The organism is Pseudomonas sp. RtIB026, assembly GCF_016861355.2.
GTDB lineage: Bacteria > Pseudomonadota > Gammaproteobacteria > Pseudomonadales > Pseudomonadaceae > Aquipseudomonas > Aquipseudomonas peradeniyensis.
On the sequence record NZ_AP023348.2, the window covers coordinates 3,706,352 to 3,720,278 of the forward strand.

Genomic DNA, 13,927 nt, shown 5'->3' on the forward strand with positions numbered 1-13,927 from the left:
CCATGCACCAGGGGACATCGCTTTGCCTGCTGCTGGTCGCGCTGCTGTCGCTGCCCACCCAGGCGCAAGTGCACAGCGAGCCCCGCCACCTGCTGGCCCGCGCCCTGAGCGTGGCGCCGCCGCTGGCGGTGGCTGCTTCCGACCGCCAGTGGCTCAATGAACGCGGGCGCCTGGTACTGGGCAGCTCGCACCCGGACTACCCGCCCTTCGACATCAACATCAGCCAGGCCGACTACGAGGGCCTGAGCGCCGACTACGCCGGTCTGATCGCCGAACAACTGGGTGTGCCGATCGAGGTGCGCCGTTATACCAGCCGCGCCCAGGCCCTCGACGCGCTGCGTGCGGGCGAAATCGACCTGCTGGGCAGCTCCAATGCCTTCGAAGCCAGTGATGCCGACCTGGTACTGAGCACGCCCTATGCCGACGACCTGCCGGTGATCGTGTCGCGACAGAACCAGAGCCTGCCCGAGGGTGACAACCTGGAAGGCCTGCGCCTGGCCATGGTCGACCATTACCTGCCCATCCACACGGTGCAGCAGCTCTACCCACGCGCGCAGTTGAACCTCTACCGCTCCACCCTCGCCGGTGTCGCCGCGGTGGCACTGGGGCAGGCCGATGTCTACCTGGGCGATGCGATCAGCGCCGACTACGCGATTGCCAAGGGTTTCCAGGAACGGGTCAAGGTCGATCACTTCGTCAAGGCGCCAACCAGCACTTTCGCCTTTGCCCTGGCGCGCGACAACCAACGCCTGCTGCAACTGGTCGACCTCGCCCTGGGACGCATCGCCGACAGTGAGCGACTGAACATCCTGCGACGCTGGACCGGAGGCAGCACCAGTGTCCTGCTCGACCGTCGCCTGGACGCCCTGACGGCCGAGGAGCGCGACTGGATCGCCCGACACAGGCAGATCAAGGTGATGATCAACACCTCTCTCGCGCCGCTGAGCTTCACCGATGCCCAACAGCAACCACGGGGCATCGCCCTGGACTTGCTGGAGCGTATTGGCCTGCGCACCGGCCTGCGCTTCCAGGTCGTCGAGTCGGAATCGTTCGAGGACATGGTCGAGCAGGTTGCCCAGGGCAAGGCCGACATGATCGCTGCCATCGGTTACGGTGTGCTTCGCGCCCAGCGCATGCGCTACAGCCGCCCCTACATGATCAGCCCACGGGTCCTGGTCACCCGCCAGGACGCGCCAGCACTGGACGCCGTGCAACCTCTGCAAGGCCAACGGGTGGCGTTGCTGCGCGGCTCGCCTTCGCTCGAAGGGCTCGAACGCCAGTACCCAGGCCTGCGCACCGTCGAACGGGAAAACCCCCTGCAACTGATGGAGGCCGTGGCCAACGGTGACGCCGATGTCGCCCTCAGCTCGCAGATCAATGCCACCTACTTCATCAACCAGGTGTTCAACGGCCGGCTCAGGATTGCCGGGTTGCTGGGCGACGAACCGGCGCTGGCGACCTTCGCGGTAAGCCCGACGGAACACCAGTTGCAGGCGATCCTCGACAAAGCGTTGCTGAGCATTCCACCCGACGAGTTGGAGCAACTGGTCAATCGCTGGCGCACCAACACCGTGGTCAGCGACAGTCCCTGGCGCAACTACCGCACCCTGGCCCTGCAGGTCCTGGTACTGGCCGCCCTGCTGCTGACTGGCGTGGTGTTCTGGAACACCTACTTGCGCAAGTTGATCCACCAGCGCAGCGAGGCCCAGCGCGCGCTGCAGGAGCAGCTGGCGCTCAGCCGCGGCCTGCTCGAACAATTGCGCCAGGCCAAGGACGATGCCGAACAGGCCAGCCGGGCGAAGAGCACCTTCCTGGCGGTCATGAGCCATGAGATCCGTACGCCCATGAACGCCGTCATCGGCCTGCTGGAAATGGCCCTGGAGGACAGCCGGCACGGTCATAGCGATCGCCAGGCCCTGGAGGCGGCCCACGACTCGGCGATCGGCCTGCTCGAGCTGATCGGCGATGTGCTGGACATCTCACGCATCGAGTCCGGCCACATGATCCTGCAACCGGTGGCCATCGACCTGGTCGAGCTGATTCGCTCCACCCTGCGGATCTTCGAGGGCAGCGCCCGCCTCAAGGGGCTGGCACTGCGTGCGGTGCTGCCTGCCGCCCCGGCCTGGGTGCTCGCCGACCCGCTGCGCCTCAAGCAGGTGCTGTCGAACCTGCTGAGCAATGCCATCAAGTTCACCGACCACGGTCAGGTCGACGTGTCGTTGCTGATGACCTCGCTCGATGGCGGCCTGCAGCAGGCCAGCTTGCAGATCAAGGACAGCGGCGTAGGCATCGGTGCCAGCGACCAGGCGCGGCTGTTCACCACCTTCTCCCAGGTCGATGGTCGACAGGCGCGCCAGGGTGCCGGCCTGGGGCTGGTGATCAGCCGCGAGCTGTGCGAACTCATGGGGGGCGAACTGACCCTGCACAGTATCGAGGGCCTGGGCACCCAGGTCGATGTCCGCCTCACCCTGCCCGGCGCCGAGCCCAGCGCCGACGCGATGCCCGACAACGCGCTGGTCGCAGCCCTCAGCGGGCCGCTAAAGGTCCTGGTGGTGGACGACTACCCGGCCAACCTGCTGCTGCTGGACAAACAGCTGCGCTTGCTGGGCCACCAGGTGAGCCTCGCCGACCAGGGCAAGGCGGCGCTGGCACTCTGGCAGGCGGATCATTTCGACGTGGTGATCACCGACTGCAGCATGCCGGTCATGGATGGCCATGAGCTGGCCCGCGCCATTCGGGCGCAGGAGCGCGAGACTGGCTCATCGGCCTGTCGCATCATCGGCGTCACCGCCAACGCCCAGGCCGAAGAGCGTCAACGCTGCCTGGACAACGGCATGGATGAATGCCTGTTCAAGCCGATCGGCCTGCAGGCGCTCAAGGCCTGCCTGCCACTGGCTGCCGCGCCCCAGCCTGACCCGGCTCGGGAAGCGCCGCGCTCCAGCGGCTTCGACCTGGCCGAGCTGCGTCACCTCACCCAGGACGACAACCAGCTGATCAGGCGCCTGCTGGAGCAACTGGCACGAAGCAGCGCCGAAGACCTGCAAGCACTGCAGGCGCTCGGCGCCAATCCGTTACCCGAGGCCCTGGTGCCCGTGGTCCACCGGGTCAAGGGGGGCGCCAAGATGCTCAAGGTCAGGGGCGTGAAACAGGACTGCGAGGCCCTGGAGCAGGCCATCGCCCAAGGCGAACCGGTGGACCGGCTGCTCGCCCGGCTCCAGGCCAGCCTGCGCAGCCTGGAGCTGGAACTGCGCCAGAGCCTCAGTGCAATTGAAGGGTCGAACTGATCTGGCTGATGGCGTCCACCACGTGCCGCGACCCCTGCTGGATCTCCATGATCACCGTGCCGGCCTCGTTGGCCAGCTCCACGCCAAGCCCCGTACGGGTCAGGCTTGACTGCATGCTGGCCACCGCGGTCAGTGACAGGTCATGATTCTGTCGCACCACCTCGACGATCTCCAGGGTCGCCTTGCTGGTACGCGCCGCCAGGTTACGCACCTCGTCGGCGACCACGGCGAAGCCCCGGCCATGCTCGCCGGCCCGGGCCGCCTCGATGGCGGCGTTGAGTGCCAGCAGGTTGGTCTGGTCGGCGATGCCGCGAATGGTCAGGACGATCTGGCCGATCACCTCGGACTGCTTGCTTACCGCGTCGATGGTGCGGGCGGCATCGTTCAGCTCGGATGAAATCTGCTCGATCACCTCCACCGCCTGCTGCACCACCTGGGTGCCCTTGCGCGCGCAGGCGTCGGTCTGCATCGAGCTGGCGTGGGCGGCGTCGGCGGCGGTCTGCTGGGTGCTGATCTGACGGGTGATGTCGCTGGCGAACTTCACCACCTTGTACAACCGGCCCTTGTTGTCGAAGATCGGGTTGTAGGACGCCTCCAGGTACACGGTCTGGCCTTGCTTGTTGACGCGTTCGAAGCGGTGCGAATGGTACTCGCCGCGATTGAGCGAGGCCCAGAAGTCGCGGTACTCGGCCGACTCGCGCTCATGGGGCAGGCAGAACAGCCCATGGTGGCGCCCGACCACCTCCTCCAGGCGATAGCCCATGGTGTCGAGGAAGTTCTGGTTGGCCTTGATCACCCGCCCGGCCGGTGTGAACTCGATCACCGCCATGGAGCGGCCAATGGCCTTGAGCAGGCTTTCGCTCTCATGCTCCTCGATCACGTGGCGGGTGATGTCGGAGGCCACCTTGATCACGCTGGTGACCTGCTGGCGCTCGTCGATCACCGGCATGTAGCTGGCCTCCAGCCACACCTCGCGACCGGCCTTGTCCAGGCGTTCGAAGGTGCCGCTGATGGCCTTGCCCTCGCCCAGCTCGCGCCAGAGCTGCTGGTACTCGGCGCTCTTGGCGTAGGTCGGGTCGCAGAAGATCCGGTGGTGCTTGCCACGAATCTCATCGGCGTTGTAGCCCATGGTCTTGCAGAAGTGCTCGTTCGCCTCGAGGATCGTGCCATCCGGCGCGAACTCGATCATCGCCATGGAACGGCTGATCGCGGCCAGCTTCGCCTCCATGCCCGCCAGGGCCTGCCGGGCGCGCTGGATTTCGACCAGATCGGACTTGCGATGGTATTCGAACATGGGCCGGGGCTCCTGTATCCACGGAATGCCCTGAGCATAGATCGGCCCAAGCGCCATGCAAGCGATCTGATATCACTTTTGGATTAGGCATTTGTACCGTTTGTCTGCCCGTGGCCTCAACTCCCGCCAGTCCAGGCTCGGGCTGTCGTCAGAACTGCACGCCGCGGGTCAGGCCGCCATCGACCAGCAGGTTGGTGCCAGTGATGAAGCTTGCCGCCGGGCTGGCCAGGAACACCGCAGCCCGGGCTACCTCGTCCGGCCGCGCCATGCGTCCGAGCGGGTTGGCCGCCAGGCTGCGGGCAAACACCTCGGGCTGCTCGCGTTCGATCCGTCCCCAGACGCCATCGACGAAATACACGTTGCCGGGCGATACGCAATTTACCCGGATACCCTCGCCGGCATGGCGCGCCGATAGTGTCTTGCCATAGTGATTCAGCGCGGCCTTGAGCACCCCGTACGGCTCGTCGAAACTGCTCAGTTCACGCCCGGACACGCTGGAGATCAAGACCACCGCCGCTTGCGCGGAAGCCTTTAGCCAAGGCAGCGCCGCCGTAACCTGGCCCACCGTGCCCAACAGGTCGGTTTCGAAGGCCTGGCGCCATATCGAGGCTTCGCTGCCGTGGGCCAGGGCGCTGACGTTGGGCACGACGATATCGATGCCGCCCATGCGCTCGGCGGCAGCGGCGATCCACCCGTCGACCTGCGCGGCATCGGTGATGTCCACCGCCCTGCCGCAGGCCTGGTCGCCAAGCTCGGCCTCGGCCTGGCGCACCCCGGCCTCGTCCCGCGCGCAGAACGCCACCTGGGCGCCTTCGGCGAGAAAGCACTCGACAATGGCCCGGCCGATACCCCGTGTGCCACCGCTGACCACGACCCGGGCACCTTGCAGTTGCAGATCCATGTACTGATTCCTCTGGCTGGTTGAAGTGCCGGCGAGTGTAGGCACGGCCCCCCGTCAACAGTGGAAGCGGGCGCAGAAAAGCCTCAAGGTTCGGCATTGCCGAACTCGAGCGCCTGCGCCGCCTTGCGATTGCAGGCACAATGGGCAGTCATCGAATACCGGGATCGCTTTATGTCCGCCAACAGTCGCCAGATCCAGTCCCTGGAACGGGCCATGCACCTGCTCGAACTTATCCGCGCCGAAGGCGGTCGGGCGCGCCTGAACGACCTCGCCGAACGCAGTGGCCTGGGCAAGAGCACGGTGCATGGGCTGCTGGATACCCTGATGTCGCTGGGCTACGTCACTCGCGAGCAGCGTCACTACGCCCTCGGTCTGCGCCTGCGCCAGCTGGCCCAGCCACTGAGCGAGACCGAGCAGCGCCTGCGCCAGGCCTTCACCCCGGCGCTGCGCGCCTTTGCCGACCTGTGTGGGGAGCACTGCTTCCTGGCAGTGCCCGGCGGCACGCGTGCCTACCTCACGCTGGCGGCACTGGATGGCCGGGGTCAGGCTTTGCAACTGCCCGCGGACACCCGTCGCGACGGCCTGGCCACCTCGGCGATCGGCAAGGTGCTGCTGGCCCATGACCCTCAGCTGGCCAGGCAACTGCTGCGCACCCAACCAGTCCCGCAAACGCTCGAGCAGGAGCTGCACCAGGTCGCCAGCCAGGGGTTTGCCCTCGACCTGGCCGCCTCGCGTGGGGACCTGCACTGCTTCGCCCTGCCCCTGCGCCTGCGCGGCCAGGTGGTCGCTGCACTCGGTGCCGGCGGGCCGGCGCAACGCCTGCCGGCGCCGGTGATGCGACGCATGGCGAGCCGGGCGATGCGCTCGCTGTTCGACCTGGTGAAGTGTTGACTCGCGACAAGGCGCAGCAACCTCCACTCAAAGTCTGCGCGCCAATCCACCCGGCGCAGACGGTCCTTCTATAATCTCCAGGTACCCGCAGCGCGATGCTGCCCCTCCAGAGGGATACACATGAAGATCGTGGTCACCAGCATCCTCGTCGACGATCAGGCCAGGGCCCATACCTTCTACCACCATATACTGGGTTTTGAACCCAAGCACGACATCCCCATGGGCGAGCACCGCTGGCTCACCCTCACCTCCCCCAACGACCCCAACGGCGTCGAGCTGCTGCTCGAACCCGACGCCCACCCTGCGGCGAAGACCTACAAGGCCGCGCTCAAGCAGGCCGGCATTCCCGCCACCTCGTTCGGCGTGCGCGATATCCAGGCCGAGTATGAGCGGCTGTGCAAGGCCGGCGTGAAGTTCACCCAGCCGCCCACGGCCATGGACGCTGTCACCGTGGCCGTGTTCGACGACACCTGCGGCAACCTGATCCAGATCGCCCAGCGGCATTGATCAGCCCTGCTGCACCGGAAAACGCAGCGTGGCGCAAAGGCCCCGTGGCGAGCCATTGCGCAACTGCACGCTAGCGTCCAGGCGCTGGACGATGGTGCGCACGATCGACAGTCCCAGGCCGGCGCCATTGGGCGCATCCTTGCTGTAGAAGCGTTCGAACACGCGCTCAAGATCCGCCGCCTCGATACCCGGCCCTTCGTCCTCGATCGCCAGGACCAACGCATGGTCCTCGCAGCGCAGCGTGACACGTACCCGTCCACCCGGCGGCGAATGGTCCACCGCATTGGTCACCAGGTTCTGCAAGGCAATGCCCAATGCGCCGGCATCGCTGTACAAGCGGTAATCAGCACCCTCGGCAATGTCCAGGGATGGCTCCTGGCCGCGCTCGAGCATCCAGGGTGTCAGCTGCGCCAAGGTCTCGACGACCAGCGCGGCCAGGTCGAGCTCGGCCCAGTCGCGCTGCGCCAGACGCGGCTCGAGCCGCGCCAGGGTCAGCAGCTGGTTGACCACCCGGGTCAGGCGATCGACGCCGCCGATCAGGAATCCCAGGGCCTTGTCGCGCTCGGCCGCGCTGGTGGCGGCCTGGGCGTTCTGCGCATGCAGGCGCAGGATCGCCAGTGGCGTGCGCATTTCGTGGGCGGCGTCGGCAATGAACCGGTGCTCGCGGCGCAGCAGTTCGTCGATCTGCGCCAATAACCGGTTGATCGCCGCCTGCATGGGCTCCAGCTCCTTGGGCAGCGGCACCAACTGCAGGGGCTCAAGGGACTCGGCATGTCGCCCGCGGATCACCCGGGCCATGTTCTGCAGCGGCTGCAGGCCCCAGCCGATCGCGGCCCAGACCAGCAGGGCCAGGGCCAGGCTGCCGAGCAGGAACGGCATCAGGGTATGGCGCACGATACGGTCGATGAGGTCGTAGCGCACGTCATTGCGCTCCCCTACCCAGATCAGCCAGCGCTTCTCCGGCACCGGCAGCACGAAGCCGCGCCAACGCTGACCCTGCACCTGCATGTCGGCAAACCCCGGCGTGCTCGGTGGCGTGGTGAATGCAGGCGCACTGGGCGTGTGCACCAGCAGGTTGGCGCGGTCGTCCCAGACCTGGAAGGCCAGCTTGCTCTCATACGGGTGGCCGACCCGATGGCGCCCCGCCTTGCTCAAGGCCTCATCGAATGCCTGGTACAGCGCCTGGCGGTTCTGCTCCTGCACCGGCAGGCTCATGACCCCTTGCAGCAGGCGTGCGTTCTGCGCCAGGTGGGCGTCGTAGACTTCGGTGATCTCATGACGGCTGTCGTGGTAGTTGTACAGCGCCAGCAGGCCACTGCCGACCAGCAGCAACAGCATGACCCGCCATAGGGTTCGCTGGCGCAGCGAACTCATGCACGCCCCTCCACCAGGTAGCCGATGCCACGCACGGTGCGGATCAGGCCATTGAACAGCTTCTTGCGCAACTGGTAGATGTTGACCTCCAGGGTATTGCTCTCGGGCTCTTCGTCCCAGCCGTAGAGCAACCGGGTCAGGCGCTCGCGGGTGAAGACCTTGCCCGGCTGGGCGAGCAGTTCGTGCAGCAGCAGGTACTCCTTGGGCGTGAGCACCACCGGCTGGCCCTTGTAGCGCACCTGCTGGGTGGCCGGGTCGAGGCTGACGCCGGCATGTTCGATCAGCACCCTGGCGCGGCCGGCGCTGCGCCGCAGCAAGGCGCGCAGACGGGCCTTGAGTTCGTTGAGATCGAAGGGTTTGACCAGGTAGTCGTCGGCGCCGGCATCGAGCCCGGCGATACGGTCCTCGAGCGCGTCGCGAGCCGTGAGGATCAGCACCGGCATGGTGTTTTCGGTCGCCCGCAGGCGTCGCAGCAGCTCGAGTCCGTCCAGCCGCGGCAGGCCCAGGTCCAGGACCAGCAGGTCGAAGGTCTCGACGCCCAGGGCGTGCAGCGCGCTCTGGCCATCCTGCAGCCAGTCGAGGGTATAGCCCTCCAGGCGCAAGCCATCGCAGATCCCCTCGCCAAGGGCGGGGTCGTCTTCAACCAGCAGCAGGCGCATGCTCAGTCCTGTTTGTCCCTGATGGCCTTGAGTAAAGCATCGATTTCCCCGCGCCGACCCTCGTCGGCCAGTTCGCGCCCCGGACGTGGCGCGGCGCGCAGCGCCTTGTCCAGGGCGGCGCGGGCCTCGGCGTAGCGGTTCTGCCGGTACAGGTGGTCGGCCCAGAAGTAGTTGCTGTCGATACCGTCGGGGTTGATCGCCAATGCCTGGCGCAGCATGGCTTCGGCCTTGTCCTTGTCGCCGAACCCCAAAGGCCAGCCCGGCACCCGGTCGTACAATGCGCCGAGGCTGGTGTAGGCCGAGCCTTGCAGGGCCTTGGGGTCCATCGCCAAGGCCTTCTCCAGGCTGGCGCGGGCGGCCTTGACCTTGCCCAATGCGCCGAGCCCACCCGTGGCACCGGCCCAGCTGCTGTCGACGATACCTTCCCAGATCAGCGGCTGCGCCGAGCCCGGGTACTGACGAACCAAAGCCGCCGCGTCCGCCGCCAGGGCCTCGAAGGCTTTGCTGCGCTGCGCCTCGGGCAGTTTGTACTGGATCTGCGCCCAGCGCTGCTGCACCTCGTTCAGACGTTGGCTGCCGGCCTGGTCCAGAGCCCAGACAACCGGCGAGAAGGCCAGCACACTGGCCAGTAACAGACGTTTCATTTGCCTGACTCCTTGCCCGAGTGGGCGCTGTAGCGACGAATCAGCGGCAGTTGTTTGCGCAGGGCACGATCGACCAGCCCGGGCAGCATGCCGTTCAAACGCACGAAGAGTTTTTCCGGCCAGCCCAGGTACAACTCGCTGCGGTCGGCCTGGACCGCGGCAAGCACGGCCCGGGCCACATCCCCCGGCTGATCCACGCCGACCTTCAACGCCTGGTTGAGCGCCGTCGCGGCACTGCTGTTCATCGCCGTGCGCGTTGCCCGTGGCGCGACGTACAGCACGTTCACCGAGGTGTCGGCCAATTCGCGGCGCAAGGCCTCGGAGAAGCCGCGCAGGGCGAACTTGCTGGCACAGTAGACGGCATAGCCGGGGTAGCCGATCGAGCCGTAGGTGGAGCCGACGTTGACCACCAGTGCCCGAGGCTGCAGGCGCAGCAATGGCAGGCAGCCACGGGTGAGCTGCACCGCGGCCTTGAGGTTGATGTCCAGCAGTTCGTCGAGGGCGGCTTCGTCGAGCTGGTCGAGCAAGGCGAAGCGGTTGATCCCGGCGGCATTGATCAGCACATTGACCCCGTCCATGGCCCGGGCGGCGCTCAGTACCGCCTGGCGACCCTCGGCGCCGCGCAGGTCGGCCGCCTGCCAGCGCAACTGTTGCGGGTAGCGGTTCATCAACTGCGCCAGCCTGCCCATGTGCCGGCTCACCGCCAGTACCCGCGCACCGGCGGCGCACAGCTGTTCGGCCAGTTCCAGGCCGATGCCGCCACTGGCACCGGTCAGCACCACCACGCATTCAGGCAAGCGCATGGCGCACCTCGGTCTGGCCGGCCCGCGGCAAGCCCTGGAACATTTCGGTGTACAGTCGGTACACCACCTTGGCGGCGTGGATCACCGCCTGCTGGTCGTCGCTGTCCTCCAGGCGGTCCATGAGGCCGCGATACGTCAGCATGTGGTCCTGGTCGAGGGCGCCATGGGAGCTGAGGTAGCTGAACGCCTTGTCCGGCAGTCCCAGGCTGCCCTGGATCCTGCCGGCGGCCTGGGTGGCCAGGGCGATGCTGGTCCCTTCGAGCACATTGACCATGCCGAACAGCCCTACCGGATTGCCCCGGGCAATCAGGTCGTAAAGGTAGGCCACCATCAGTTCGATCGGCAGTGCCGGCCGGCCGTCACGGGCAGTGGCCGGGTCGGCGCCGCAGGCGGCGATGTCGTCGAGGATCCAGCGCTCATGGCCGTACTCCTCCTCGATGTACTCGCACACCGCGCCGCGCAGCCATTCCAGGCGCGACGGCATCCGCGCGCCGCAGGCCATCATCAGCGGCACGGTATGGCGAACATGGTGGTAGGCCTGGGTCAGGAAAGCCACGTAGCCCTCAAGGCTGACCACCCCGCCCAAGGCATCGCGGATCACCGGGACGCTGAACAAGGCTTCACGCTCCCTCGCAGTCTGCGCTTGCAGGATTTCGAAAAAGGACATGGCGTACCTCACGGATGCTGAAGGTCGGACAACAGTGATTGGTAATGCCGCAGGATCACGTCGCGGCGCGGACGGCCATTGGCGGTCAGGGTGCCCGCCTCGGCGCTGAAAGGTTCGGGCAGGCGTCGCCAGGCATGCACCCGGGCGTAATCCGGCAGGCCGTCATTGCACTGGCGGAGCGCCGTCGCGATCTGCCCATCACTGGCCTGCGGGTCCAGGGGCCAGAGCAGGGCCAGGTTGCCCGGCAGGCCCTCGCCGTGCACGAAGGCCTGGCCAATCACCCCACCCTGGGTCAGTTCGGCCTCGACCCATTCCGGGTTGACGTTGCGGCCGAAGCTGGTGATGAACTGGTTCTTCTTGCGCCCGGCCAGGTGCAGGTAGCCGTCACGGTCCAGCTGGCCGAGGTCGCCGGTCGGCCACCACTGGCCGGTGAACGCAGGCTCGCCCAGATAGCCGAGCAGCGCCGTACCCGCCACCAGCACCTCGCCATCCTCGGCGATGCGCACCTGCACATGGGGCAGCGGTCGTCCGACGCTGCCCGGGCGCAGCGCCCCGGGCCGGTTCAGGCACACCACCGATGCGCACTCGGACAACCCGTACCCCTCGTACACCGGCAACCCCACCGCCGCGGCGCGCGACAACAGGCTGTCGGCCACCCGGGCGCCACCCACGGCAACAAAACGCAGCGGACCGACCCGCATCGCCCCCCGTTCGATAGCCGTGACCAACCCCAGCAGCAGCTGCGGAACCAGGATCAGGCTCTCGGCACCGCTCAGGGCGATGGCCCCGAGCAGACGGCTGAAATCCACCTGGCTGGCGCCGCCAATGCCCAGCTGTGCCTGTGGGTAGAGCACTACGCTGGCGCCTGCCAGAAGCGCCGCGTACACCCCCAGGTTCTCCAGCAGCACCGCCAGCGGCAGCACCGCCAGGTATTTGCCCGGCGCCGCCGCGCGGCTGGCGACCTCCAGTTCGTGGGCCACCCTGACCAGGGCCGTCGCGCCCAGGCACACGCCCTTGGGCGCCCCGGTGCTGCCGGAGGTGTAGGTAATCTTGGCGGTGCCGTCCGGCAGGGGCGGCGACGCGACGCTGTCCCGGCTCCAGAATCGCGCGTCCCGGGTGAATCCGCAGTCGCTCAGTTCCGCCGCCAGGCCGGCATCGGCCAGCACCCGTGTCACGCCACCTTGCACCAGGCAGTGGCGTCGCTGGGCCGCACTGAAGAAGCCCGGAAGCAGCAGGCACGGACGCTCGGCCATCAGTGCCGCCAGATCCCACAGCAGGGCTTGCGGGCCGTTTTCCAGGGCCAGGGCGAAGGTACCGGGCGGTTGTTCGCGCAGCCAGCCCGCCCGCTGCCGAACCTCGCACAGCAGTTGCTCATAAGTGAAACTTTCGCCAGCGCCCTGTACCGCTGGCTGGGCACCGCGGTGTCGGCCATGGACCTGCAGCGTTTCGAAAAAGCTCTGGATGTCATGCGGCATGACCGGCCTCCTGGCGGATTGTCGGCAGGCCCAGCCGCTCGAACACGCCGGCATGGGCCAATGCCGCATGGCCCTGGTCGATGCTGCCGACGAACACCTGCGGGTGATGTGCGTAATAACTGCCCCAAGCGCCGGAGTCATCGTCGATACGCCGGGGGTCGGCTTGAGCAACTACCGTAGGTTCCAGGCCCAGTCGGCGAAAGCTGTTGAGCAACGTCGCCGCACCGGTGAAGGCCACCCAGCTCAGACCGCGGGCAGCCAGCAACCAGGTCACGGCGATGATCATGATCCGCGCGCTGCCGGCACTGAGTGCGGCCAGGTTGCCCACCTCCACCAACTGTTCGCGGGGCACCGGGCTTCCCGCCACCCCCGCCACGGCGCGTTCCAGCGGCATATCGAGGTAGCGCTCCAGAAACAGCGGCGCAGCGGCGGCCAGGCGCAGGCCGGCGGCGGCCATCAGCCGGCCATGGCAGTCCTGCAGGCCCAGCAGCTGCGGCAGGTAGTGATGGACATCGGCATGGTGGACACAGGCGAAGCGTGCGTGGATGAACTGCTCTATGGCAGCGCGACCGGATGTTTCCGGGTCGTGCAGCGTGAGCCGCGCCTGGTGGGGCGCATGGTTGCCAATAGGCAAGGGGAACAGGCTGTTCCAGGTCGGCTCGGTCATGACAGGCCCCCGCAGGTTACAGTGCAGGCAGTATCGGCGGCGAATCTGAAGGCAGCCTGAAGTGACCCACTCGATAGGTGATGGCGGGCCTTGCCAGGACTGCTACATTGCTGACTTCTCCGGCGCAGCCAGAACAAGGACTACCCATGCGCTACGAATTCAGCGAAGTGCTCAACGACCTGATCGACTATTTCCTGCTTGGTGATATCCAGTTGCTCGAACAGTTCAAGGAAGACCACGACCTGCCCGACGACCTCGCCCGCGCCTTCACCAGCACCGACAGCGGCGACCTGGCGGTGGCGCAAGGGGTGATCCTGCCGCTGGCCGGAATCGATAACCTGCCTTATCGCATCCTGTTCACCCTCGACGAGCGCACGCCGGCACTGCTGGAGCCCGGCAGCCGTCTCAAGCATCGTCGCGCGGGGTATGTGCTGCGGGTCGAGAACCGTGCGCTGATACTGTTCACCTGGCGCGTCCTGCAGCACTTCACCAACAAGACCCTGGGCGACCTGCTGGCGCGCTACCAGGAGCCGGGGCGGCCGATCATCGAGCTGGACAACGGCTGGTACGTGGTGGAGGTACTGGCGGGCGCCGTGGTGCGCGACGGGTTGTACGAACCGGCGATCGAGTTCGTGCTCAAGAAGGCGTATGCCAAACCGCAGACCTCAGCGGTGGATGTCGGGTACCGATTTACCTTGCGTGGGTACTTCGACTGATCAACCGTCATCGCGGGGCAAGCCCGCTCCCACGAGCGTGTGGAG

General features: G+C 66.9%; 13 protein-coding genes and 1 pseudogene. 4 read left to right on the forward strand and 10 right to left on the reverse strand.

What is annotated here, in order from left to right; all coding sequences use genetic code 11:
• Positions 1 to 2 precede the first annotated feature (2 nt).
• Positions 3 to 3,284 (forward strand): transporter substrate-binding domain-containing protein, encoded by a 3,282-nt coding sequence (locus PRtIB026_RS16655; protein WP_203646368.1) that lies wholly within the window; start codon positions 3 to 5, stop codon positions 3,282 to 3,284.
• On the opposite strand, the gene PRtIB026_RS26700 is transcribed toward PRtIB026_RS16655, so the two are convergent.
• The 3 genes and pseudogenes from PRtIB026_RS26700 to PRtIB026_RS16665 all read right to left on the reverse strand — a co-directional run bounded on the left by PRtIB026_RS26700 (position 3,259) and on the right by PRtIB026_RS16665 (position 5,479).
• On the reverse strand, positions 3,259 to 3,753 hold the full coding sequence (locus tag PRtIB026_RS26700; RefSeq protein WP_371349979.1) for a methyl-accepting chemotaxis protein: 495 nt from the start codon (positions 3,751 to 3,753) through the stop codon (positions 3,259 to 3,261). The two genes, PRtIB026_RS16655 and PRtIB026_RS26700, sit on opposite strands and share 26 nt — an antisense overlap.
• Before the next feature lie 90 nt (positions 3,754 to 3,843).
• Positions 3,844 to 4,635, reverse strand: a pseudogene (locus PRtIB026_RS26705) (PAS domain-containing protein); the annotation flags it as partial.
• Between the two features lie 91 nt (positions 4,636 to 4,726).
• On the reverse strand, positions 4,727 to 5,479 hold the full coding sequence (locus PRtIB026_RS16665; RefSeq protein WP_203646364.1) for an SDR family NAD(P)-dependent oxidoreductase: 753 nt from the start codon (positions 5,477 to 5,479) through the stop codon (positions 4,727 to 4,729).
• Between the two features lie 171 nt (positions 5,480 to 5,650).
• On the opposite strand from PRtIB026_RS16665, the gene PRtIB026_RS16670 reads away from it, so the two are divergent.
• Positions 5,651 to 6,370, forward strand: a complete 720-nt coding sequence (locus PRtIB026_RS16670; protein ID WP_203646361.1) for an IclR family transcriptional regulator — start codon at positions 5,651 to 5,653, stop codon at positions 6,368 to 6,370.
• A 120-nt stretch (positions 6,371 to 6,490) separates the two neighbouring features.
• Entirely contained in the window at positions 6,491 to 6,877 is a 387-nt protein-coding gene (locus tag PRtIB026_RS16675) for a VOC family protein (protein WP_203646358.1), read from the forward strand.
• Here the strand turns inward: PRtIB026_RS16675 and PRtIB026_RS16680 are convergent, their stop codons facing one another.
• From PRtIB026_RS16680 to PRtIB026_RS16710, 7 genes are read right to left on the reverse strand one after another with little or no spacing between them, the layout of a single operon-like run.
• Complete coding sequence (locus tag PRtIB026_RS16680) at positions 6,878 to 8,251, reverse strand: sensor histidine kinase (protein WP_203646356.1); 1,374 nt, start codon at positions 8,249 to 8,251, stop codon at positions 6,878 to 6,880. It abuts the gene before it with no gap.
• Complete coding sequence (locus tag PRtIB026_RS16685) at positions 8,248 to 8,910, reverse strand: response regulator (RefSeq protein ID WP_203646354.1); 663 nt, start codon at positions 8,908 to 8,910, stop codon at positions 8,248 to 8,250. Before PRtIB026_RS16685 ends, PRtIB026_RS16680 begins: the two co-directional genes overlap by 4 nt.
• Positions 8,911 to 8,912: 2 nt before the next feature.
• On the reverse strand, positions 8,913 to 9,554 hold the full coding sequence (locus tag PRtIB026_RS16690; RefSeq protein ID WP_203646352.1) for a tetratricopeptide repeat protein: 642 nt from the start codon (positions 9,552 to 9,554) through the stop codon (positions 8,913 to 8,915).
• Positions 9,551 to 10,357, reverse strand: a complete 807-nt coding sequence (locus PRtIB026_RS16695) for an SDR family oxidoreductase (protein ID WP_203646350.1) — start codon at positions 10,355 to 10,357, stop codon at positions 9,551 to 9,553. The genes PRtIB026_RS16690 and PRtIB026_RS16695 overlap by 4 nt, the downstream gene beginning before the upstream one ends.
• Positions 10,344 to 11,024 (reverse strand): TenA family transcriptional regulator, encoded by a 681-nt coding sequence (locus tag PRtIB026_RS16700; protein WP_203646348.1) that lies wholly within the window; start codon positions 11,022 to 11,024, stop codon positions 10,344 to 10,346. The genes PRtIB026_RS16695 and PRtIB026_RS16700 overlap by 14 nt, the downstream gene beginning before the upstream one ends.
• A gap of 8 nt (positions 11,025 to 11,032) precedes the next feature.
• Positions 11,033 to 12,499, reverse strand: a complete 1,467-nt coding sequence (locus PRtIB026_RS16705) for an AMP-binding protein (RefSeq protein ID WP_232856960.1) — start codon at positions 12,497 to 12,499, stop codon at positions 11,033 to 11,035.
• Complete coding sequence (locus PRtIB026_RS16710; protein WP_203646346.1) at positions 12,489 to 13,166, reverse strand: thermostable hemolysin; 678 nt, start codon at positions 13,164 to 13,166, stop codon at positions 12,489 to 12,491. Before PRtIB026_RS16710 ends, PRtIB026_RS16705 begins: the two co-directional genes overlap by 11 nt.
• A gap of 146 nt (positions 13,167 to 13,312) precedes the next feature.
• Here PRtIB026_RS16710 and PRtIB026_RS16715 point away from each other — a divergent pair, with 146 nt between their 5' ends.
• On the forward strand, positions 13,313 to 13,882 hold the full coding sequence (locus PRtIB026_RS16715) for a hypothetical protein (RefSeq protein WP_203646344.1): 570 nt from the start codon (positions 13,313 to 13,315) through the stop codon (positions 13,880 to 13,882).
• Positions 13,883 to 13,927 lie beyond the last annotated feature (45 nt).